This window comes from Marinifilum caeruleilacunae, assembly GCF_013141825.1.
Classification (GTDB): Bacteria; Bacteroidota; Bacteroidia; order Bacteroidales; family Marinifilaceae; genus Marinifilum; species Marinifilum caeruleilacunae.
Genome location: NZ_RZNH01000057.1, coordinates 1 through 23,819, shown reverse-complemented (window position 1 = coordinate 23,819; position 23,819 = coordinate 1). Strand labels below are relative to the sequence as shown.

Genomic DNA, 23,819 nt, shown 5'->3' with positions numbered 1-23,819 from the left:
AACAACTTACTCGCAAGCGATATCGACAAACGATAGCTCAGCATCGACAAACGTGGTATCACAATCGACTTAACATGACCCGAATAGTAAGATGTTGATTTTTAAGCTGAAAACAGAAGGTGCAAAACCCATTGAACTGGTTCAAGCTAAAAGTTTATGAAATGCAGTTGTGATTAAGCCTAAGGGTGGAAAAACTGCCTGGGATGTTTGTATGCGTTTACGCGACAATGGTTTATTGGCGAAGCTAACTCACGGCCACATCATCCGTTTTGCTCCTCCATTGACCATTAACGAAACTCAATTGCGCGAAGCAATCGAAATTATTAAGAAAACAATGGCTGAGTTCGAATAAGAAACTCAACTTAAAATACAAAGGGCAACTCCAATTGGAATTGCCCTTTTTTTATGCAAGCATGTAGCAGTATTATTTAGTAATGATCAATTTTGTTCTGATTACTTTATCAGGATATTGAATCACAAGGAAATAGAAACCTCCTGGCAGTTCTTTCAAATTGAATTCCAATCGGTCTGCGTTAAAGCTACGCTTAATTTCTTTGCTCAATACAATACTTCCCGAAGCATTAAAGATTCTCAACAATCCATCGCTATCGGTTGCCGATACTTCTACAAAGAACTCTCCCCTGTTCGGATTTGGATAAACCACAATTCCCTTCTCAGCAACCAGGTCTTCAATTCCTGTGGTGATAAAGATTTGCTGCGATTTCTCACTATCGGGACAAGCCTCGTTCGATGCTGTTAGCGTAACCACATAACCAGTACCATTTGCATTGTCGAGTACAAAGGAATGAGTCGGCTCAAATTCACTGCTAATTACACCATCTCCAAAATCCCAAAGTATAGAAGTTGCATTCACACTTAAGTTGGTGAAAGAAACCTGGTTGTAATCAATTTCGAAGGTAAAATCGGCTACAGGCGGATCTAATGGACTTACCGATACGGTATTTGAATACTGATCCGAAAATCCGGATTTAGACACTTTGGCCCTGAAGATTTCATTCTTTACAATCTCCTGCGTCACCAGTAATTCGGCATTTTCACCAGCCAAATCTTCATAAGTATCGTCTACCGAATTGTAGATTTGCCATTGAATTGTACCATCGAAACTGGTTAATGTAATATTCGATTTTGTACCATAACACACCAGTTCCGGATTGGCGCTTGCCACTCCTGCCCTGTTGGTTTTCGGCTCTGGTATGGTGAATGTGCTCGAAATTTTCGAAATAATTCCAGGACCTTCAAATTCCAGTCTTGCTCCTTGCACTTCCATATCACTTGTTGCAGTCAGGTCTGTAAACTTCACAAGTCCATCAACTGCCATTTGTGTAAGTGTTCCGCCTAAGGTCCAATCTCCTGTATCGGCTTTGCGTACCGTAACCATTGTTTCACTATCGGTATCACAAATGTTTCGATACTGATCCTGAAGGTTCAATTGCGGTTGCCTAATCAGCTGATCACCATTATTTGCAGGTGCCGAAGGCTCTTTTTCAATCACAAGATATTTCGATTTACCATGATGAATTGGCTGCTCGAACCTGGTGGTATCATATAAACCTGAGTACACATACATGGAATCTACTCCGTATTTCTGCAGTACAGAAGTAACCGAAGGATCGAAAGTAATTTGCCCTGGAACAGATGCATCGTATTTTCCTTCCAGACTTCTTACGCCGTAGCGGATATCAAAGATCTTCTCGCGCCAGGTTGTATTTTCGATAAATGTTACGGTGAACATCTCGTCAACATTGGCATTTGCTGCCGGAGTAATAATCGGAGCCGGAGGTCGAACAATATCAAAACTATCCGAAACCACATTTGGCAGTCCATCTGAAGTAAACAGCAATCTTGCGCCAATTACCTCATCTTCGCTGGTGGCCGTTAGGTTTGTAAATTGTATCACACCTTCCATGGAAGTTATGGTTTTAATTCCTCCCAGGTTCCACAATCCTGAATTATCATTGTCCGGATCTGCATATTTATCAACAAGAACCTGCGTTAGACTATCGGTAGTACAATTATTGGCATATTGATCTCGCAATTGAATTTTTGGTTGCTGAACCAGCGTATCTCCATTATTCTCTGGTCCTATTGGCTGATCCACCAACAACATTTCTGTAGTTACACCATGAGCAATTTTTTGCTCTACCCTGGCATCAGCATAACCATTTGCCACAACCACTATTGTATCTGTTCTTGCAATAAACAATGTGGAATCCCTGTCGGGATAGAAAGTAATTTGTCCGGCTTCAACCATATAGGAAGTATCTACCAGTGTTTCACCGGCGAAACTAATGGCTGAAATGGAATCTCTCCAACTTGCATTATCGCTTGCAGTAATTACAAACTCATTGTCTACCGTCGCATTCTCGGCTGCTATCAGCTCAATAATCGGAACAGGTATTGTGAATAAATTGGATACTACAGAGTCTCCATCGAAGAAGAATTGCAGGTAAGCCGAATCAATCGCTATTTCGCTTGTTGCCACCAAATCGGTGAACTGAACCTGACCATCTACGGCTTGTATTTCAAGTGTTCCTGACAATTCCCATGCTTTATCATCATATTTTTCGACGCTAAGCTGTGTAGCATTGTCAGTTGTACAATCGTTCAGATACTGATCGGCCAACTTAAGCTGTGGTTGCTGTTCAAGCAGCTCTCCGTTCACATTTGGACCAAGAGGCTGGGTCAGCACCAAAATACTATCGGCAACTCCATGTTGAATATCCTGTTGAACTGTATCATGAGCAAAACCTCTCGACTGGACGATAATTTCGAAGCTTCCATTTTTCTGAAGGAATTCAGAAGCCGATGGAATCAATTCCAATTCTCCTGGCTGTGTAAAATTGTAGCTTTCTGCCACCAAAACACTATCGTTTACAGTAACAACATTAATTCTGTTTCTCCACACCGAGTCTTCGGTAAATGTAATCTTGAACGGATTATCAACCGTTGCCCCAACTGCCGCTGTTAAAACAGGAGGAGTAGCTACATCAGGAATATCAAATGGATCGGCTGTTACAGCATCCAAGTCACCTGAATTAAATTGTATAATTGCTCCTTCTACCGGTGCAGTTGAATACGCCGACAAGTCATCGTAAACCGCCACTCCATTTTCAACAGTACGCTCAAGAGTTCCTGCCAAATCCCATTCTCCATCATCGCTTCTCGAAGCTGTTACAATGGTTTCATTGTCCGAATCACAAATATTTGCATACTGATCGTACAGCTCGACAATTGGCTGCTGTTCAAGAAGGTCACCATTAGATGGTGGCGCCAATGGTTGTTGGGTAATTTGCAGACTTGCTACAACACCATGCCCAACAGTTTGCTCAACCGTTGCATCGCTAAAACCAAGTGCCTTCACGGCGATATCGTAAACTCCTGCCTTTTGAAGAATTGCTTCTTCAGAAACACGGAATACAATATTGTTTTCATTTATGGTATATGCCGAGCTTGGCAATGTATCAAGACCATAAGTAATCATAGTAATTTCCGTTCTCCAACTGCCATCAAAATCCAAAAATCCAATCTCAAAATCAGCGTCAACAGTCGCATCGAACTGAGCACTTAAGTTTGGCGGATTTTTCAAAGACGGAATGTCGAAAGGATCGGAATCAACCGATGTAATTCCTACTCCCGAAAATGTTAGATAAGCGCCCAACACAGCATTCTGACTGGATGCCGTCAACTCGCGATAGTTAATTACACCATTACTTACCGACTGTAAAGTATCTCCTCCCAGGGTCCAATCACTCTCATCTCCTTTTCTTACCAATACCTCATAAGCATTCTCAGAATCGCAGCTGTTGTTGTATTGATCCAGCAATGATATTTTAGGTTGCAAATCAAGTTCTCCTCCATTTACCAATGGAGCAGTTGGTTGCGTTTCAATAATCAAAGAATCGGGAGCACCATGCTTAATTTCCTGATCAACCGAAGATTCCTGGTACCCTCTTGAATAAACAAGTAGTTGCTTTGTAGCAGCCTCTTGCAAGGCAGCATCCTGCGAAGGATCGAACACAATCTTACCAGCCTGACTCTTGTCGTAAGATACCTCTGGCAAGATGGTTCCACCATAGGAAATTGAATCAATTTTCCCTTGCCACTCTGCATTTTCAGCAAAAGTGACATCGAATAATGAATCTACTGTAGCCGTAGTTGAAGCAATTAATGAAGGTGCAAACAGAGGAGCTGGAATCAAGAACGAATTAGATTCCGTGTTTGTTAGTCCTGTGCCGGAAAATGTGATTGTTGCATCACTGACCATATCAGTACTTCCGGCGGTAAGATCGGTATATGATGCAACACCGTTTGTTACCAAAAGGGAAGCTGTTCCTTCAAGAGTCCAGGTCCCTCCACTTGCATTTGCTTCTACGCTTGTAGAATTATCATTTGTACAATCATTTTGATATTGATCCTGTAATTTAACTACAGGCTGTGTCATTAAAAGTTCTCCATTTCTATCTGGTCCCATTGGCTGTGTGGTAATTACGATATCCGTTGCCACACCATGCCCAATTTCCTGTTGAACCGAATCCAATAAGTAAGAAGTTGAAGTGATATAAATGTATTCATTGGCAGCCAATTGTAAATTTGTTGATTCGGCTGGTTTCAATGTAATTTTACCTGCTACACTTGCATCGTATGCTGTTGCTGGTAAAACATTTGTACCATATCGAACTTCTGTAATATTGCTTCTCCAATCGGCGTTATCCGTAAAGGTAATTTCAAACTCATTGTCTACAGTAGCTCCTGAGGCCGCTGTTAATACCGGACCGGCATTCAAATCAGGAATATCAAAAGTATTTGAATTTACTGTTGTAAGATCGGTTGCCGAAAAGCTGATAAATGCGCCAGTAACAGGACCTGCGCTAGAAGCCGTTAAATCGGTATAACTTACCGATCCGTTGGCAACCGTTCTGCTCACTGTTCCTCCCAGTGTCCAGTCGTTGGTATCGCCTTTGGCAGCAGTAATCTCTATGGAACTTTCTGTAGCACAGTCGTTACCATATTGATCGCGCAAAGTTACACCAGGTTGTGTGGCTAATTCCTCACCATTTCGTGCTGGCGCTGCTGGCTGAAGCGCAATTACAATTTCGCTTGCCGCTCCATGCAGAATTTCCTGCGATACACTTGCAGTTTCGTAGCCCTGAGCAAACACCTCAATATTTGCCGTTCCAGCTGTCTGTAAATCTGTATCCTGTGAAGGATCAAAAATGATTTTTTCTGCCTGCGTTTTATCGTAAGCTCCTGCCGCGATTAAATTTCCACCATAATGAATGGAATCAATAGACAATTGCCATGCTGAATTTCCAGCAAATGTAATTTCAAAAGTATTGTCGACAGTAGCAGTTGAAGAAGCTAATAAACTTGGTGCAGCATCCAATGCTGGTACTGTAAAAGCATTTGAAACCACATCGCTCAATGCAAAAGTTGAGAATGTAATAGTTGCATCGGTAACTTCAGCAGTACTACTTGCCGTGATATCAGTAAAAGAAATTACACCTGCCGAGGCTGTTAAGTCTACTGTACCACCAATGGTCCATGAACCACCAGAAGCAGCTGCACTTAGGTTTGTAGTTCCATCGTTAGTACAAATATTATCGTACTGATCGTGAATATGAATCACAGGTTGAGTGGCCAATACTTCTCCGTTTGAAGCCGGACCTGCAGGTTGTGTTGAGATAAATAAATCTGTAGCTGTTCCATGGCCAATTTCCTGATCGACCTCTGCATTTGCGTAACCACTTGAGATAATCGTAACAGTTTTCGTACCTGCCTCTTGCAAAAAGCTTGACTGAGAAGGATCAAATGTAATTCTTCCGCCCAAACTTGCATCGTAGGAAGCTGCTGGCAGTGTTTCACCGCCATACTGAATGGAACTGATATTTCCTCTCCAGGCTGCATCTTCGGCAAAAGTAATTGCAAAATCGTTATCAACCGTAGCTCCGGTAGCCGCCGAAAGCGATGGAGTTGCATTTACAGGAATATCAAATGTATTTGAATTCACATCTGCAAAAGTACCTGAACTAAAGGTTAAGAATGCACCTGTAACAGCCTCATCGCTTGTTGCACTTAAATCGCTAAAGGTAAATTCTCCTGAAACCAAAGTTTGGTTAGGCGACCCTCCCAGGGACCAATCTCCGCTATCGCCTTTGGCTACTGATATGGCCGTTGCATTATCGCCCGTACAATTGTTTCCATATTGATCTTTACTACCAATTTTAGGCTGTGTAGCCAACAAACCACCATTTTGAGTTGGTGCAGTAGGTTGGGTAACAATGTAAATTGAAGTAGGCACACCATGTCCTATCTCCTGCGATAAGATTTTATCGTTAAAACCTGCCGAAGAAAATACAAAATCGGCTGTTCCTGCGGTTTGAAGAACTGTAGACTGCGAAGGATCAAAGGTAATCTGATTCCCTACACTTGTGTCGTAAGCAGCAGCATCAACTGTACTTCCATTATAGGTAACAGATGATATTTTGCTCTGCCATGAATTGGCATCTGTAAAAGTAATCACGAAAGTGTTATCTACTGTGGCATTACTAGCGGCCGTCAGGTCTGGTGGCGAGTTCAACCCCAAATCGAAAGTTGTTGAATTAACACCTGTGACTCCCGAAGCCGAGAACACGATAAATGCACCTGTAACCACATCAGTGCTTGAAGCTGTTAAGTCGGTAAAAGTCAAACTTCCCGAAGTAACAGTTCCTGATAATGTTCCCTGTAAATCCCAGGCAACAGGATCATTCTCTGTAGCAGAAACGGATAAAGAACCGTTCGAAGTACAAACATTATCATATTGGTCCTGCACTTCGATTACGGGTTGAGTTTGGAATGCATCTCCATTATTAGCAGGCGCAACGGGCTGAGTTGCAACAACCAATTTTGATTCAGCTCCATGACCTATGGTCTGTGAGACACTTGCATTGCTGTAACCATCTACCGATATTACAATATTGGCCGTTTTTGCTGTCTGCAATACAGGATCGTCAGCCGGATCGAATGTAATTTTATTGCTCGTTGAGTTTAAGGAGTAAGCAGATGCAGGAACCGTATTACCGTCGAATGTAATTGTGGTTGCGACAGTTTCAATCTGTGATTCCCAATCTACATTATCCACGTAGGATATCTCAAAAGCCGCATCAACAGTAGCTCCTGAAGCTGCAGTTAAAGAAGGAGGAGTATTTAAGCCAATGCTAAAATCATTAGAAGTGACTCCAGTTAATCCTGAAGAAGTAAAACTAATGCTAGCATTGCTGATTTCCTCGGTGCTACTTGCTGTTAAGCCAGAGAAGCTTAATGTTCCCGAACTGGCATCCTGATCAACAGTACCTCCCAGAGTCCAGCTTCCTGCATCAGCTTTTGCTGCAGAAATTGTTCTTGAACCATCGCTGGTACAAAGGTTACTGTACTGATCCAAAACCTGGATGGCAGGTTGGGGATTCAAGTCACCTCCATTACTTAATGGCGAACCTGGTTGTGTAGAAATGGATAATTGATTTGCAGCACCATGTGCAATAGTTTGCGAAACAGATGCGTTATTGTAACCATCAGCCACAACAATTAAATCGGCTGTTCCTGCTGTTTGTAAAGCTGAATTTCCACCTCCAGGCTTCAGGCTAATTGTATTTGCTCCTGTATCCAAATCGTAATCTGTTCCCGAAGCAAGGCTGGTTCCATTGTAGGTAATTGATGTAATCTTGCTCTCCCAATTGGTATCTTCACTGTAAGACACATCAAAATCTGCATCAACAGTAGCACTTCCATTGGCAGTTAGCGTTGGAGCCGAATTTAATCCCAGATCAAAAGTATTGGAACTAACACCTGTTAATCCTGTCCCACTAAAGCTAAGTTGTGCTCCTGTTACAGCCTCATTACTGCTGGCTGTAAGGTTGGTATAAGTTAGTGTTCCTGAACCAACTGTAGAAGTCACACTTCCTCCCAATGTCCAATTTCCTGCATCAGCCTTGGCTGCTGTAATGCTGGTTGAATTATCAGTAGTACAGTCATTTCCATACTGATCCTGCACCTTAACCTCAGGCTGAGGATCTAAATTGCCACCATTAATAGCTGGTGGGCCAGGTTGAGCTACCATCACAATAGCACTTGCAGCACCATGACCTATGGTCTGTGAAACCGATGTATTAGAATAGGTATCAGCAACAACTTCCAATGTGGCTGTTCCTGCTGTTTGTAAAGCTGAATTTCCGCCTCCTGGTTTAAGGGTAATAAAATTAGAGCCTGTATTGATTTCGTAATCCGTAGTTAATGTCAAAGTCGTTCCATTATAACTTACCGATGTGATATTGCTTTCCCAGGTGGTGTCTTCTGTGTAAGATACATTGAAATCTGCATCTACAGTAGCACTTCCATTGGCAGTTAGCGTTGGAGCGGTATTCAACCCTAAATCAAATGTTGCTGAGCTTACTCCTGTTAATCCTGTTCCACTAAAGCTAAGTTGTGCTCCTGTTACTGCTTCATTACTGCTGGCTGTAAGGTTGGTATAAGTTAGTGTTCCTGAACCTACTGTAGAAGTCACACTTCCTCCAAGTGTCCAATTTCCTGCATCAGCCTTAGCTGCTGTAATACTGGTTGAATTATCAGTAGTACAGTCATTTCCATACTGATCCTGTACTTTAACCTCTGGTTGTGGATCTAAATTGCCACCATTGGTTCCAGGTGCGCCCGGTTGAGCTACCATCACAATAGCACTTGCAGCACCATGACCTATGGTCTGTGAAACGGATGTATTGGAATAGGTATCAGCAACAACTTCCAATGTAGCTGTTCCTGCTGCTTGTAAAGCTGAATTTCCGCCTCCTGGTTTAAGGGTAATAAAATTAGAGCCTGTATTGATTTCGTAATCCGTAGTTAAAGTTAAAGTTGTTCCATTGTAACTTACCGATGTGATATTGGTTTCCCAGGTAGTGTCTTCTGTGTAGGATACATTGAAATTTGCATCAACAGTAGCACTTCCATTGGCGGTAAGCGTTGGCGGAGTATTCAATGTTAAATCAAATGTTGCAGAACTAACTCCCGTTAATCCTGTTCCACTAAAGTTAATTTGCGCTCCGGTAACAGCTTCATTGCTACTGGCAGTAAGATCAGAGTAGCTTAATGTACCCGAACCAACTGTAGAAGTTACGGTACCTCCCAATGTCCAGTTACCAGAATCAGCTTTGGCTGCTGTAATGCTGGTTGAATTATCAGTAGTACAATCATTTCCATACTGATCCTGTACTTTTACCTCTGGTTGTGGATCTAAATTGCCACCATTGGTTATAGGTGCGCCCGGTTGAGCTACCATCACAATAGCACTTGCGGCACCGTGCCCTATGGTCTGTGATACCACAGCATCTGGGTAATTCGTTGCTTTAATGGTTACATCCGCAGTTCCAACGGTTTGCAAAAACGACGATTGAGAAGGTTTCAATACTATTTTATCGGCTTGGGCTGTATCGTATGCTCCAGAAGGCAAAACATTTGATCCATAACTGATCTCTGTAATTGCTCCTCTCCAATTGGAATCATCACTACCAAGCGTTATATCAAAATCATTGTCGACTGTAGCTCCTGGGGCAGCCGTTATACTTGGAGCTGTTCCAGGAATTGTAAATGTTGCAGAATTCTCTGTTGCTAATGCGCCCGACGAGAAAATAAGGTAAGCACCTGTTACCGGGTTAGCACTCGAAGCCGTTAAATCGGTAAAACTAATGGCGCCACCTGATACAGTTAAAGGGCTTGTTCCCCCAAGCGTCCAGCTTCCATCGTGAGCAGCAACTCCTACCGAGCTTGTGTTATCTCCTGTACAGTCATTTCCAAACTGATCCTGCAACTTTACGGCCGGATTGGTTCCCAAAGCGCCGCCATTACTCGCAGGAGCTGATGGTTCTTGTGTAATTACAATTGCGTCAGCCACACCATGACCAATGGTTTGTGAGACTGATGTATTTCCCTCACTCGATTCTATGGAAATGGTAAAGGTTCCTGCTGTTTGTAAAAATGCTGAAGCAGAAGGGTCGAAAATAATTGAATCAACTTTTGTGGTATCGTAAGCACCACTATCCAGAATATCTGATCCAATCGAAATCTGAGTAATACCAGTTCGCCATGCAGCTCCATCAGTGAAAGTCACTGCGAATGTAGCATCTACAGTTGCTGAAGGATCAGCGGTTATGTCAGCCGGGACTTGAGCGAATAGTATAACAGTGGAAAATACCCATAGGTATCCCAAGAGTAAATATTTTTTCATAGCATAGGACTTTTGATAACTAACACCTAATTTGAACCAAAGTGCATACCAAAGGACCTATTCAATTAACCCACTGTCTCTTACGTATTTTTGCGAAAACTAAAACTGGCTCTACGAAATTGGAGATTAAAAGACTCAATAATCCTGAAAGTTAGGAAAGCGCTCATTTTCTTTAACAAATTTTAACATCTTCCTTTTTTGGAAGATTTATCCGATAGTGGATAAAGTCAACCACAAAAAATGAAAGGTAAAAACCATTTAGGAGTTTTTTCAATTTTATGGATCATTATTCAAAATCTATCCACCAAATCACATAAATTGTAAATGTATTGCGAATCAAAGCTGGCTATATCTTTCAAAAAGATAAAACAAACTCAAATTTAGCTCAGAACATCTCATTCTTGTTACGGCACAAGAAAATCAGCTTTAAGCGAAAAACCAGCATTAAAAAAAAAGCTGACTTTACCAGTCAGCTCTAAATTTTATAGTCCAAAGGATTTTTCCAACAAATCCACTGTTTCATTTTCTTCCGGTTCTTTTTCTTTCGGTTTAAAAACCTGGTGTCTTATTTTATAGTCGCGGGAATAATTGATTAGATGAGTTCCCTGGTTTTCGAAACCTCCAAATGCCGAAACTCTTTTAAAATAATAAGCCGATTGTAACAGTTCAATGTCTAGCTCATTCATGCGCTCCGGAAAATCCTTACCAAATTTACTCGCAGCCAGCGAAAAGTACCTGCAAATATCGTAAGCTCTAAAGCTAAAATCGCTTGGTTCACTCATGAAACGATTTCTGAAATCAATTACGAAATCATTAATTTTCTCCTCTTTATAATCGATAAAATACGGACTAAACAGGGAAAAATTTAGATTGTAAAAACGATCAGCTTCCAAGCTGGTATATCGTTGCCATCTCGAGAATCCAACCAAACGAATCGCATACCTCTGGCTTAAAACATTTAAATTGGTAATCATATTTTCAACCTTAGGCTGGTCGTTTAATGGCAATACCACAACATTTTCACAAGAATCGCACATCATGGCTTCCATTCCATACAAACCATATTCGTCGAAAGAGATTTTCTTGTAAGAAACTTCATCGGTTTGCCAATATAAACCCTTCTCAAACAATTGATGTTCGATATCCTTTATCAACTTGGCTTCGTTTAAATGCTTGTATCTTTCCGGATGAATGATTACAATATTCTTGTACTGAAAATCCTCACTTACATAGTTGGATATTTGACGACAAATAGAATTCATCGAAGTATTTAACTGAATTACATTTGGGTTCGAATTAATTTGTGGATTTTTAGCGGATAAAGGAGAAATAATTGGAACATTCTTTCTTCTGGCATATTCGGCTGCTACAGCAAATGTTTTTGGATATACCGGTCCAATCCAGTAATCAAAATCCATAAATTGAATTTGCGAGAGTGTTCTTCTTAACTTCTCAGGATCTCGTTCGGTATCATAAACATGCAAATCAACCGATAAACCTTCTTTGCGTAAAGAATCAACTGCCAACAGAACACCTTGGTAAAAACGTATAAATTCACGAGACTTTCTATAGATGGTTCTCGGTTCTCTTTCCGTTACAATTTCAATGGTATCCTTATAAGTAATAATTTGATTAATGGTATCATTGGTTTCCAAATAAAGCGGTAAAAATAAACCAACATTTACTTTGGTCTTTGCAATTACCTCCTCTTTTTCTACTTCCTGAATGGTATCAAGTACAATCAATTCTTCGGCAATAGTATCCTTTGGTGTTTCTTTTACGATAAAATATTCTGGCGGAACCAAATATCGTGGAATTCTTACCCAATCGCCTGGCTTCAGAATCCTGTTTTTTAATTTTGGATTAAGCTTACGAAGCTTCTTTTGTTTCATCCTAAACTCCTTAGCAATAGAATATTGCGTATCCCCTGCTTTGATTACATAGTAGTAGTACTTTTTATCGTGCTGTGGAACGTTTGAAACTTTATGATCCTTTTGTTGTTGAATTTTGGGGATTTTTACCACAGAATTCAAAGGTAAAGATTGTCTGCTACCCGGATTCTCCTTCTCAATCAGATCCATGCCAACAGCATATTTTTTCGAAAGAGAATATAAGGTATCATCCTTTTTTACAATGTGGTAGATGAATTTTTCATCTTCTTTTTTAAGGATAACAGGAGCTACAGCCTGTTTTTCCTCGTTAAAAGGAATACGTAAAACCTCGTTAATACTAACCGTTGCCTCCGCTTTTCCGTTCACACTCATGATATCTCTCATCGAAATACCATAGGCTTTGGAAATTGAGAACAAAGTTTGCTTCTCCTTTACGACATGCAGGATATAAGACTTTCCACCAACAACTACCTTATTCTTAGATAATTCGATCGGCGTTGTTTGTGAATGTACAAGATTTAAGGTCCCAAAGAAAAGACCAATCAAGAGGATGGTGCGAAGAAAACAATTCATTAATTATTTGTTTTTCAAACGTTTATAGTTCAGTCAAATTGCCAACAAAAATACTAAAGTAAGCTTGGAAAACAAAATATAAACAAGAATTGGGCCATATAAAAAAATCGAAGTGGATTCCTGGCACTTCGATTTTTCAAAACAATAATTTGTACAATGTGAATTTAGTTTTCTACCAAGACAAATTCATCATACTCAATTTCAAATTTCAGTTTCTGACGAGCTTCCTCTTTTGCCAAAGCAAGAAAAGTATTTCTACATTCTTCGTTTACCGCAGTATCAGCCATTTTAGAATAGAACTTAAATTTCTCTTTCTCCTTTTTCATGGCTAAAATTAAAGCTTCCTGGTACGAAAGATCCGTTTTTGTATGATCAACCTGTTCTAAGGAACCTGCGATCTTCATATCTTGAATTTCATCCATATCAAAATCCATTTTCAAATCTTTCATTTTTTCAAGCCTAAGCATTCTGGCTGTTTTCTCGAGTGCAATGTTACGAAACAGCTCTCTCACATTCTTCCGGTCCATTCGTTCTGCCAAGTTCGAGTAAAACTCAATTTCATTCATCTCCTTATCGATGGCATAATCGATAATTTCTTCAAAAGTTCTAAAAATCTTCATTTAATCTTTTGTTTGATGTTCACAACTATTTTACTTATCCAATATTTTAAATGTAATTGAATCAATAAGTTACGAAATTATTGCTATGATGTCAAAAAGATTATTTACAGATAGATATGGGCAAATGTGAATAAGTTTTGTGATGATTAATCTACATTCCTAACTTGGCTAAGCCAAATGATAATTGAATTTAAATGTAAACTTGATTTTTGGGTTGATTTTTTTTTAGAAATGTGATGGTTCAATCTATTTGATTGCTTTATAAAAAAAACGAACCACCCGACAATATGCTTTGTCCAGGTCATCTATTGGCTTTTGAGAATCAGAAGTTTTATAAAGTACAAACATTTTAGAATCCACATTCTGTCCATTCTTTCTGGCTGGAATCCAATTGCCCTTCAGACTTTGAATCTTTTCCAGAATGAATTTATCGAATGCCTTGTCCATCGAAACAAGCACTTCAATATCTTTTATTTGGCCTTCTTTTCCAATTACAAATGATGCCATAGCTGACCCATAAACCCCATATCGAACCATGGAAACAGGAAGTTGAGTCTGCATTAAACAAAAATCAATCCCCGAATCAAAATCCAGGTAAATGGCAGGACGATCTACCTTCTCTACCACAAAAATGCTGTCTCTTCTAATTGGAAAAGAATCAACTTGACTGATCAAATTAACGATTTCTTTATTGTCATAATTGTAAGTCATATATGGTTCATTCGAGTATGTCTTGAATTCCCATAAGCCTACTTTTTCATCGTTCTTAAATTGCCCTTTTACCAAGGTATCGCCCGTTTGATTTTTTAGTTTGATATAAGTACCATTTCGTAACTTCGTTTTTTTATCAACAGTAAAAATCTCATTGGTTGCTATTCCTTTGATTTTTTTTCGTTTTAATTTTTGCTCCTGTCCAAAAGAACTAAGTGAGAGCAAGAGCAATATACAGGTTAAAAAGTTAAGTTTCATAGTTCAGTAGTTGTTTTTTAATAATAAACCGTACAAAGATAATTATTTAGTTAAATTTAACTTTCAAAATAAACAAGTAAACCATCAAAATATTCAAGCAATTCACATCTATATTTCGAATGTAAATGTTGATTTTGTAAATTATTGTACATCAACTGTCGCATTGTTTTTCTAAGCTTTTCCATATCAAATATACATTTTTTGTTTCACTTTTCTATTTTTTATTTGTTTTTTGAAACTTTTTCTTTATCTTCACCAAAGAAATTACTGATAACACTACAAATGACAGCCAAAGGAGACATCTCTAAATCGGAACATATTGAATGGAAGTACATTCCATTAACCATTCAAAAATTGGAGCTGAACAAACAATACAAAATTGCTTTGATACTTGCATTTGGATGCTTTTTTGGTCTGCGTTTAAAAAGTATTTTAAGTATTCGTTGGGAAGATATCTTGCAGAAACCCTCATTCGAAATGGTGGAGAAAAACAAATCAAGAAACATCTTTATCATTGATGATATCAGAATTCTTATTCAAAGAATTTATACCAAAATGGGTTCACCCGATCCCCAGCAGTACATATTTTTAAACAATGCCGGCACACAGGTTTTATCCTCACAATACGTGAACAAGCAGATCAAAAACCTTTTTACTCAGTACGAAATTCCTTATCAGAATTTATCTTCGGATAGTTTTTTAAAAACATTCTGCATGAAGTTTTTGGAAGAAAAAGCGTTTTCGACGGAAGCCAAGAAATGGATCTCTAAAATATTGGGACATGCCTCATGGACCATTACAGCTAACTTTTTAGGCTACCAGGATACAAGTGACGACAAGGATAATTACGAGGTTTTCTCGATGTAAATCAAATTGAAATTAAAAACCAATCGCTATGAAAGGCAATATACACATACATGGTCCTACAGTTTTTTTCACCATATGCTATTAACAAAATCAATATTAATTTATAAGACTTAACAATGGAAAATTTAACAATCATTATCTCAATTGTACTTGCAGTAATCTTTTTACTTTTCTCAATTGTAATCGTAAATCAGAAACAAGCTAAAATCATCCAGCGCTTGGGTAAATTTCAATCGGTGCGAAGAGCTGGTATCAGCCTTCGAATTCCTATAATAGACCAGGTAGTTGGCGTTCAAAACCTGCAAATTCAGGAGTTAAGAGTTCCAGTAGAAACCATTACTCAAGATAAGGTAACATTAAAGATTGAAGTTGCGATTCAATACCTTATCAAAGCTGATCTTGATAGTATCAAAAACTCATTCTACGAACTTGCCGACTCTACTGCACAGATCGAATCCTTTGTATTTGATGCTGTTCGTGCCGAGGTTCCAAAAATGGAGTTGGATATGGTGTACGAGAACAAAGACAATATCGCAAACACAGTGATGCAAGGTTTAAATTCGCTTTTATCGAATTATGGATTTGATATTAAAAAGACTTTGGTAGTAGATATTTTACCTGATGCCAAAGTAGTTGACGCGATGAACGCCATTAATGAGCAGAAAAGACTTCGCCAGGCTGCTGAGGAAAAAGGAGAAGCTGAAAAGATTCTGATTATCAAAGCTGCTGAAGCAGAAAAAGAGAGCAAGAGGTTACAAGGTGAAGGTGTAGCTCTGCAACAAATGGCAGTACTAAAAGGACGTGAAAAAGCGATTAAAGACCTTACGGTTGGAACCAATATGGAAATTAAAGATGCTACGGAATTGGTAATGAAGCTTATTGATCAGGACACCTTGATCAGTATGGGTGAGAAAAATCAAAATGTGGTATTTATGAACTCCGGAATTGGAGTGAAAGGAAAAATAATGGAAGCTATGGCTGGAGCTGATATCATTAGCAACCAGCAAAAAAACTAGTTTTAGTTTATATTTCAGTTAATGAAAAAGCCGTAACACAAGCAATGTGTTACGGCTTTTCTATTTTATCAGAACGTATTCTAATTCTCAGTAAGAATGTTGTTATCATACTCAACTTCGAAACGCAACTTGTGTTTTGCTTCTTCCTGAGCCAACATTAAGAACATATCGCGAGAAGCAGGATCTTTAGCAGCAGCGGCCAAATCGTTATACAATTTGAATGCAGCTTTTTCCTTTTTCATTGCAATGGTCAATGCCTCCTGGTAGGTGATATTTGTTTTTTCTGTATCAACCTCAACCAGGTAATCACCAATTTTTAAATCGGCAACTTTTTCTTCAGAAACAGCATACTCTTTTCCATTTTTAATGGCTTCAAGTTTGGTTCTGTGGCCAATTTCTTCCAATGCATACTGCTCGAAAGTATCTTTCATTTCCTGATGCTCCATTTTTGCAGCTAGTGCAGTATAGAAATCAGCAGCCATTTGTTCTTCGTTAATGGCAAAATCTAAAATATCCTCAAGTGAATTAAATTCTTTCATTTTTTGATCAATTTTAAAGTCTGGCAATTTATTTTCTCAAAATCCTTATAGAAAGATAATGAAATAATTCTTAAAGATTCAGGTCTCCGGTCTCAAGCTACAAGAGTTTGCTACCTTTTACCTACAACTTTCTTATTGCTCTACTTTTTCAGACAAATACTTCTCTTTTAAATAGGTATCCATATTGGCAGCAGCCTTACGACCATCACCCATGGCAAGAATTACAGTAGCTCCACCGCGAACAATATCACCACCTGCAAATACCTCTGGAATAGAAGATTGCATCTTATCTTTCACCACTTCAATGGTTCCCCACTTCGAAACTTCCAATCCTTCAACCGAATTTGGAATCAGTGGGTTTGGTGATACACCTACAGCTACAACTACAACAGTTGCATCAATGGTATACTCCGATCCTTCCATTGGGATTGGTCTTCTACGTCCCGAAGCATCAGGCTCTCCCAATTCCATTTTCTGAACCTTCACTTGTTTCACACGACCATTTTCGTCGGCAATGTATTCAATTGGATTTGTTAGCGTAAGAAACTCAACACCCTCTTGCTTTGCATGATGAACCTCTTCAACACGTGCAGGCATCTCTTCTTCCGAACGACGATATACAATCATTGCATTTTCGGCACCTAAACGTTTTGCTGTACGAACTGAGTCCATTGCAGTGTTACCACCACCAACAACAACCACGTTTTTACCTCGAAGAACAGGTGTATCCGAATCCTCAGAATCGGCACCCATAAGGTTTACACGAGTAAGGTATTCGTTAGATGAAAGGATACCGTTGGCATTTTCTCCAGGAATGTTCATGAATCTTGGTAAACCTGCTCCCGATCCTACATAAAATGCTTTGTAACCTTCTTCTTTAAGGTCTTCAAGAGTCGCAGTTTGTCCAACAATATAGTTGGTTACGAACTTCACACCCATTTTACTTAGGTTGTCAATTTCTACATCAACAACTGCATTTGGCAAACGGAATTCTGGAATACCATATTTTAATACACCACCAATTTCGTGAAGTGCTTCAAAAACAGTTACGTCGTATCCTAATTTTGCCATATCACCAGCAAATGATAATCCGGAAGGACCAGAACCAATAACAGCCACTTTTACACCATTAGATTCTGCACACTCAGGTACTGCAATTTCTCCCGATTCTCTTTCCCAATCGGCAGCAAAGCGTTCCAAGTGACCAATGGCAACAGATGGTTGGTTTAATTTCTCAACATAGAAACATTTTTGCTCACACTGCACTTCTTGTGGGCAAACACGACCACAAACTGCAGGCAATGCACTTGTTTCTTTCAATACAGAAGCAGCTTTTCCAAACTCTTCCTTCTCAATATATTTAATGAATTTAGGAATATTGATACTTACCGGACACCCTTCCATACAGGTTGGATTTACACAGTCCATACAACGAGTAGCTTCCAAAACAGCCTGCTCTTTGCTTAGTCCATTATTTACCTCAATTCTTTGTGATTTGATGCGCTCATTAGGGTCTTGCTCTGACATTTCAACCCTTTCGATAGCCATACGGTCTTTGGCTTTTGTTTTCTTTTGGAGTTCAACTCTCCACTCTTTTTTGCGCTCGTTTTTTATATACTCTTCAGACCTTTCCATTGTCCTGATTTTGTTGTTGTTAGTTGATTATTCGTGAAAATGATCCATTTTGTCCTGTTCCTCAGACTTGTATCCGCCCAATCTCGACATCATCTCATCAAAATCGATTTTATGAGCATCGAATTCAGGTCCATCTACGCAAGTAAATTTGGTTTTACCATCAACAGTAACACGACATGCACCACACATACCTGTACCATCAACCATAATACTATTCAAACTTGCCATGGTAGGAATTTCATACTTTTTAGTAAGCAGAGAACAGAATTTCATCATGATTGCTGGACCAATGGTAATACATTCGTCAATGTTCTCACGCTGTATTACTTCTTCCATACCTTCTGTAATCAAACCTTTCTTTCCATACGAGCCATCATCTGTCATAATGATTACCTCATCGGAATGTTTGCGCATTTCGTCTTCCAGAATCAAAAGATCTTTATTACGCGCAGCAAGAACAGTAATTACCTTATTTCCCGCCTTCTTATATCCTTCTACAATTGGTAATAATGGAGCTACTCCTACACCACCACCACAACAAAGAACGGTTCCTACATTATGAATTTCGGTTGGTTTTCCCAAAGGACCTACCAAATCGGTAACGTAATCGCCAGCTTCAAGTGCACAAAGCTTTTGAGAAGAAACCCCCATTTTCTGTACAATCATGGTAATGGTTCCTTTCTTAACATCTGCTCCGGCAATGGTTAGAGGAATTCTTTCTCCTTTTTCGCCAACTCTTACAATAACAAAGTTACCTGGTTTGCGTGCTTTCGCAATTAAAGGAGCTTCAACTACAATTTTTACGACTTTTTCTGAAAAATTTTCTTTTTCAACGATCTTGTTCATTACGTTTTTTAATAAATGAATGAAAAAAACAGAATAAAAACTGATTGATTCATACTTGGAAAGTGCTTATTCGCAATCGTTTCCATCTTTGAACTTCAGTGCTTGTTTATATTCCAAATGTAAAAAGAAGTGGCATACCTACCTACAACTAAAAAAGTATTTTTAAACAGTTTTTTAGTTTAGGATAAATCTAATTAAACCCTTAGATTATCCGCAGTTTTGAACGACACCTCTTCTTCCGCCAATTATCTCTGTAAAATATGGCATTACAACTACTTATGCAAAAAATATCAGGCTAATTCCCTTTCTAAACTCCTATCAAGAATAAATCGAGATTAGAAAACAAAATATCCCTGGTAAGTCATTATTTTATCTGCTAAATACTTATGAGACAAAAATAATAGATATCCCTGGTGATAAACTGAAACAAAATGTGGGAAAAGTGATACAAATTACGGTATTGCATTTTTCCTGAAAGATGATTTTTAATTCAAAAACAAGCACCTATCACTTTATCTATCATTTAAAACAAAAGGGCATCCATCATTTAGGATACCCTTTTTAATATTTTATAATCTTGAGAGATTATAAATCAACCCTCACTCCATCATAACAAGCCTGGTAAATTGCTTTAATTTCTTCGAATTTTGGTTTTCTAGGATTGAATAGTGTACATGGGTCCTTCATCGCATTTTCGGTAAGAATGTCCAATTTGGCATCCCACTCTTCCTGGCTTACGCCATACTCTTTAATGGAACCAACAACACCTACTTTAGAGCGCAATGCTTCAATTTCCTGGGCAAAATCTTCGGCAGTTGATTTACCAAACAAGGCAGCCAATTCTTCATATTTATCAGTTACTTTGGCATTGAAACGCGTTACATTTGGCATCAATATCGCATTTCCACATCCATGAGGAATACCGAATGTACCTCCAATTTGATGCGACATTGAATGAACAATTCCCAACCATACATTGGTAAATGCCATTCCTGCCATACATGACGCATCGTGCATTGCCTGGCGAGCTTCTTTATCATTTGGTTTGGCATAAGCTTTTGGCAGGTTTTCGAAAACCAGTTCAATAGCACCTTTAGCCAGGGAATCATTGTAACGGTCAGCAATATTCGACACAAATGCTTCAACACCATGACTCAAGGCATCCAAACCGGTATTTGCGGTAACATGTGCCGGCATACTCTCGCAAAGTTCTCCATCTACAATGGCTACATCAGGTGTTAATTCGTGAGAAACAATTGGGTATTTTGTCCCTTTCTCCTTATCGGTGATTACAGAAAGGCCTGTAATCTCGGTACCGGTTCCACTTGTTGAAGGAATTGCTACAAAATAAGCTTTGTTGCGCATTTTCTTTACCGCAAAAGGAGCTGCCAGTTCTTCCAATGTCGATTCAGGATATTCATAATATACCCACATTGCCTTTGCAGCATCAATCGCCGAACAACCTCCAAGACCTACAATCACATCAGGTTGCTCTTGCAGAAAGAAATCTGCTCCTTTTTTTACAGTGTCGATAGAAGGATCTGCCTCAACTCCGGAAAAAATTACCGATGAAATTCCAGCTTCCTTTAAGTAGTTTTCGGTTCTTTTTAATGAGCCGTTTGCTCTAACGGAATTACCTCCAATTACAATAACCGCTTTTTTTCCTTTTAATTCTTTTAAATTCTCGATACTTCCCAATCCGTGGAAAATCTCTTTTGGTACAATAAATTTTGCCATTTCTTTTTATTACTTCTTTTGGTTTTATCAGAACTAAGCAATGCTTTAAACAAAGTGTTGTATTGTTATCGAGCATGCTTTTAATTACACCGACAAAAGTATGGCAAGTCACTTTCAGCATGCTTACTGAAAAAGCTCATTCGATTATTAAAAAAGGTCAAATTTAAAAATGGACAAAAAATTAGGAATAGAAAAACACCCACAACCCTTGTTGTATGGGAAACTCAATCGCCTCTGATTTATTTTGATATTTCAGTTGGACTAATTCCAAACTTGTTTTTAAAAGCGATACTAAAATTAGAAAGATTAGAATATCCATAATCCAAATAGATATCAGATGCAGTTGCTTTTCCTTCCTGCAGAATTTCTTTTGCTCTTTGCAATCTTTTATCCTGCAGCCATTTTCCTGGAGAGATCCCATACTCAGCCATAAAACTGCGCTTAAAAGTCGATAAACTCATATTACACAAAAAGGCGATTTCCTCTAATTTCAAATTGGAAAACACATTGCTCTCAATAATCTTTTTAAAAGGCGAACTTTCTTTGGTGATTAATGAATAAAGGTAGGTTTCAAACTTCTCGCCATATTTCCCCATTAAATACAATAAAATCTCTTCGAATTTTATCGATAGTAAATTCTCGTTGTAAGTAGAAGGATTCACCGCCATCCTGGAAAGTGTTCCGATATAGGACGTAATGTATTCATCGTTCTCAATTACAAAAAAAGGATCTTCATCTTTAATGATTTCATCAGAAATAGGATATTTCTTCATAAACTCTTTCAACCTGCTTTCCGAAAAGAAAAACAGCTTACAATAATAAATATCATCATTATCTAAAAGCTCAGTCCATAGCCAGTTTCCTTCACGAATCAGCAGCGACTGATCCTTATTCACCATTACAGAGGCATCGGCAAAATGAACCTGCTTTTTTCCAACCTGCAAAAAGCTAAACATGTTCATGCTCAAATTTACTTTGCTTTTCACAACATCGTTTGTCATTTTAAAATCATACACAAACAATTCCTGTTGAACACCATTGCTCTCAAGATAGATTTCCGGGATATTTTCTACTGCCATCGATTCGAATTTGCTTCTTGTACATTTCGATTACAAAATTAATTGATTTCATGTAAGGAGCACATACAACAGAACAATATACTTTTTCTATTATCTTTGATAATGCCCTTTTAAAAAACCTAAAATGATACAAAAAGACAAGTTACACATTGAAAATCAGATTAAAGAAAAGATTGGCAAGCTAGAATCTGAAATTGTGACGCTAAAGGATTTAACCCAACCCATTTCACCTGATTCGGCAATTGGCCGGGTTAGCAGAATGGATGCCATTAACAACAAAAGTGTAAACGAAGCGGCTTTGCGAAAAAAGCAATCACAATTAATTGCTTTAAAGGAAACAGCTAAAAACCTTAACGATCCTAATTTTGGAAAATGCATAAAGTGTGGCGCCGAAATCCCCATTGGCCGAATCATGATTATGCCTGAAAGTAAAAAGTGTGTTCGTTGCGCCAGTAGGTAATAATTTTGATTATCTTTATTACAACAAACAATCTAACAACTTAATTTTTTATCACTATGTTTACCTTATGCGGCATAATTGGTCCCTGGCAAATTCTCATATTGGGACTATTCATTCTTCTGCCATTAATTGTTTTAATTGATATTTTAAGAAACGAATTTACAGGCAACAACAAACTTATCTGGATTCTTGTAGTGCTCATTTTCCCATTTTTGGGAACACTACTGTATTTAATCATTGGTACAAAACAAAAAATTAAAAATCAGCAATTATGATACTTGCATTTATTTCCGGACTTGAAATGTTGATTATCGGTGCATTGGCTTTTCTATTGCCCCTAATTGCATTAATCGATATTCTGAGATGCGATTTCACCAATAACAATAAATTGATTTGGGTACTGGTTGTTTTACTCTTCCCATTTTTTGGTCCAATACTTTATTTTATATTTGGACTGAAACAAAAGATTAGAAAATAAGAAATGATCACATCGGTTCTATTTAATATTTGGCTACTACTTAAAATAGTAGCCATTCTTTTACCTGTAATTGCAATAGTAGATATACTAAAACGAAAGTTATTGGGAATAGATAAACTCATCTGGATTCTACTGGTAGTCTTTCTTCCAATTATTGGTTCCATCATCTATTTTTACGATCGTATCAAACATCGAAACAGAAAATAGGTATCTTTGCAATTAGCAATTATAAAGTTTGGAGACTTGAATTAATTTCTCAAATATCTTCGCTACTTTTTACTTGTTACTTCAAACTTGAAACTTGAAACATTATGGCTAAAAAGAAAAAAAATATCGTGTACTCCACGAATCCTGATTACAATTACGAATACGAAGAAGATTTTGTAGCAGAAACGCTGCCTCCAAATCAGCAAAAGCTAAAAGTAATGCTTGACAAAAAGCAGCGAAAAGGAAAAGCCGTAACCCTGGTTGAAGGTTTTATTGGCGACCCTGATGATTTAAAAGAGCTGGGCAAAATGCTAAAATCGAAATGTGGCGTTGGTGGATCGGTAAAAGATGGAGAAATCCTAATCCAGGGTGATCATCGTGAAAAAGTGCTGGACATTTTAAAGGGAGCTGGATATCAGGCCAAGCGCGTAGGCGGATAATAAATCTAATTTATTCTAAAATAAAAAGCCGAACTCCATTGTGAACTGCACCCCAAAAGTTGGACACAACATTTGGGGTGTTTTTATGACTAAAAAAAAGAGAAACAAATTTAGTATTGAGGATAGAGAACAAGCAGTTCTAAAAATACAGAACGAAGGAAGATCTTGCCTATCTGTTGCACGAGAAT

The 23,819-nt window shown here is 38.4% G+C and carries 17 protein-coding genes; 8 read left to right on the top strand and 9 right to left on the bottom strand.

Annotation, left to right across the window (positions count from 1 at the left end):
* Positions 1 to 169: 169 nt before the first annotated feature.
* Positions 170 to 352, top strand: a complete 183-nt coding sequence (locus ELS83_RS20830; RefSeq protein ID WP_249414536.1) for an aminotransferase class III-fold pyridoxal phosphate-dependent enzyme — start codon at positions 170 to 172, stop codon at positions 350 to 352.
* Positions 353 to 424: 72 nt separating this feature from the next.
* Here ELS83_RS20830 and ELS83_RS20825 read toward each other — a convergent pair whose 3' ends face one another.
* The 4 genes from ELS83_RS20825 to ELS83_RS20810 all read right to left on the bottom strand — a co-directional run bounded on the left by ELS83_RS20825 (position 425) and on the right by ELS83_RS20810 (position 14,327).
* On the bottom strand, positions 425 to 10,273 hold the full coding sequence (locus tag ELS83_RS20825; RefSeq protein WP_171597482.1) for a hemoblobin-interacting domain-containing protein: 9,849 nt from the start codon (positions 10,271 to 10,273) through the stop codon (positions 425 to 427).
* Between the two features lie 482 nt (positions 10,274 to 10,755).
* A complete protein-coding gene (locus ELS83_RS20820) occupies positions 10,756 to 12,738 on the bottom strand; it encodes a LysM peptidoglycan-binding domain-containing protein (RefSeq protein ID WP_171597481.1) in 1,983 nt (660 codons plus the stop codon).
* A gap of 164 nt (positions 12,739 to 12,902) precedes the next feature.
* Entirely contained in the window at positions 12,903 to 13,358 is a 456-nt protein-coding gene (locus ELS83_RS20815; RefSeq protein ID WP_171597480.1) for a ferritin family protein, read from the bottom strand.
* A 246-nt stretch (positions 13,359 to 13,604) separates the two neighbouring features.
* Complete coding sequence (locus ELS83_RS20810) at positions 13,605 to 14,327, bottom strand: energy transducer TonB (RefSeq protein ID WP_171597479.1); 723 nt, start codon at positions 14,325 to 14,327, stop codon at positions 13,605 to 13,607.
* Positions 14,328 to 14,609: 282 nt separating this feature from the next.
* Between ELS83_RS20810 and ELS83_RS20805 the strand changes: the two genes are divergently transcribed.
* A complete protein-coding gene (locus tag ELS83_RS20805; RefSeq protein WP_171597478.1) occupies positions 14,610 to 15,194 on the top strand; it encodes a tyrosine-type recombinase/integrase in 585 nt (194 codons plus the stop codon).
* 116 nt (positions 15,195 to 15,310) lie between these two features.
* Positions 15,311 to 16,210 carry an SPFH domain-containing protein gene (locus ELS83_RS20800; RefSeq protein WP_171597477.1) on the top strand — a complete coding sequence of 300 codons (900 nt, stop codon included), beginning with the start codon at positions 15,311 to 15,313 and terminating at the stop codon, positions 16,208 to 16,210.
* Positions 16,211 to 16,290: 80 nt separating this feature from the next.
* On the opposite strand, the gene ELS83_RS20795 is transcribed toward ELS83_RS20800, so the two are convergent.
* The 5 genes from ELS83_RS20795 to ELS83_RS20775 form a co-directional block, all read right to left on the bottom strand.
* Positions 16,291 to 16,749 (bottom strand): ferritin-like domain-containing protein, encoded by a 459-nt coding sequence (locus ELS83_RS20795; RefSeq protein WP_171597476.1) that lies wholly within the window; start codon positions 16,747 to 16,749, stop codon positions 16,291 to 16,293.
* Positions 16,750 to 16,881: 132 nt separating this feature from the next.
* Positions 16,882 to 18,384 carry an NADPH-dependent glutamate synthase gene (gene gltA / locus ELS83_RS20790; protein ID WP_171597475.1) on the bottom strand — a complete coding sequence of 501 codons (1,503 nt, stop codon included), beginning with the start codon at positions 18,382 to 18,384 and terminating at the stop codon, positions 16,882 to 16,884.
* 27 nt (positions 18,385 to 18,411) lie between these two features.
* The gene (locus ELS83_RS20785; protein WP_171597474.1) at positions 18,412 to 19,230 is read right to left on the bottom strand and encodes a sulfide/dihydroorotate dehydrogenase-like FAD/NAD-binding protein; all 819 of its coding nucleotides are present in this window, start codon (positions 19,228 to 19,230) and stop codon (positions 18,412 to 18,414) included.
* A 585-nt stretch (positions 19,231 to 19,815) separates the two neighbouring features.
* Positions 19,816 to 20,967 carry an iron-containing alcohol dehydrogenase gene (locus tag ELS83_RS20780; protein WP_171597473.1) on the bottom strand — a complete coding sequence of 384 codons (1,152 nt, stop codon included), beginning with the start codon at positions 20,965 to 20,967 and terminating at the stop codon, positions 19,816 to 19,818.
* 239 nt (positions 20,968 to 21,206) lie between these two features.
* Complete coding sequence (locus tag ELS83_RS20775; RefSeq protein WP_171597472.1) at positions 21,207 to 22,046, bottom strand: helix-turn-helix domain-containing protein; 840 nt, start codon at positions 22,044 to 22,046, stop codon at positions 21,207 to 21,209.
* A 124-nt stretch (positions 22,047 to 22,170) separates the two neighbouring features.
* Between ELS83_RS20775 and ELS83_RS20770 the strand changes: the two genes are divergently transcribed.
* The 5 genes from ELS83_RS20770 to ELS83_RS20750 all read left to right on the top strand — a co-directional run bounded on the left by ELS83_RS20770 (position 22,171) and on the right by ELS83_RS20750 (position 23,631).
* A complete protein-coding gene (locus ELS83_RS20770) occupies positions 22,171 to 22,506 on the top strand; it encodes a TraR/DksA family transcriptional regulator (protein WP_171597471.1) in 336 nt (111 codons plus the stop codon).
* A 56-nt stretch (positions 22,507 to 22,562) separates the two neighbouring features.
* A complete protein-coding gene (locus ELS83_RS20765) occupies positions 22,563 to 22,781 on the top strand; it encodes a PLD nuclease N-terminal domain-containing protein (RefSeq protein ID WP_171597470.1) in 219 nt (72 codons plus the stop codon).
* The gene (locus ELS83_RS20760) at positions 22,778 to 22,984 is read left to right on the top strand and encodes a PLD nuclease N-terminal domain-containing protein (protein ID WP_171597469.1); all 207 of its coding nucleotides are present in this window, start codon (positions 22,778 to 22,780) and stop codon (positions 22,982 to 22,984) included. Before ELS83_RS20765 ends, ELS83_RS20760 begins: the two co-directional genes overlap by 4 nt.
* A 3-nt stretch (positions 22,985 to 22,987) precedes the next feature.
* Positions 22,988 to 23,191, top strand: a complete 204-nt coding sequence (locus ELS83_RS20755; protein ID WP_171597468.1) for a PLDc N-terminal domain-containing protein — start codon at positions 22,988 to 22,990, stop codon at positions 23,189 to 23,191.
* Between the two features lie 104 nt (positions 23,192 to 23,295).
* Positions 23,296 to 23,631: a translation initiation factor gene (locus tag ELS83_RS20750; RefSeq protein ID WP_171597467.1), complete on the top strand. Its 336-nt coding sequence runs from the start codon at positions 23,296 to 23,298 to the stop codon at positions 23,629 to 23,631.
* The last annotated feature ends 188 nt before the right edge of the window (positions 23,632 to 23,819 follow it).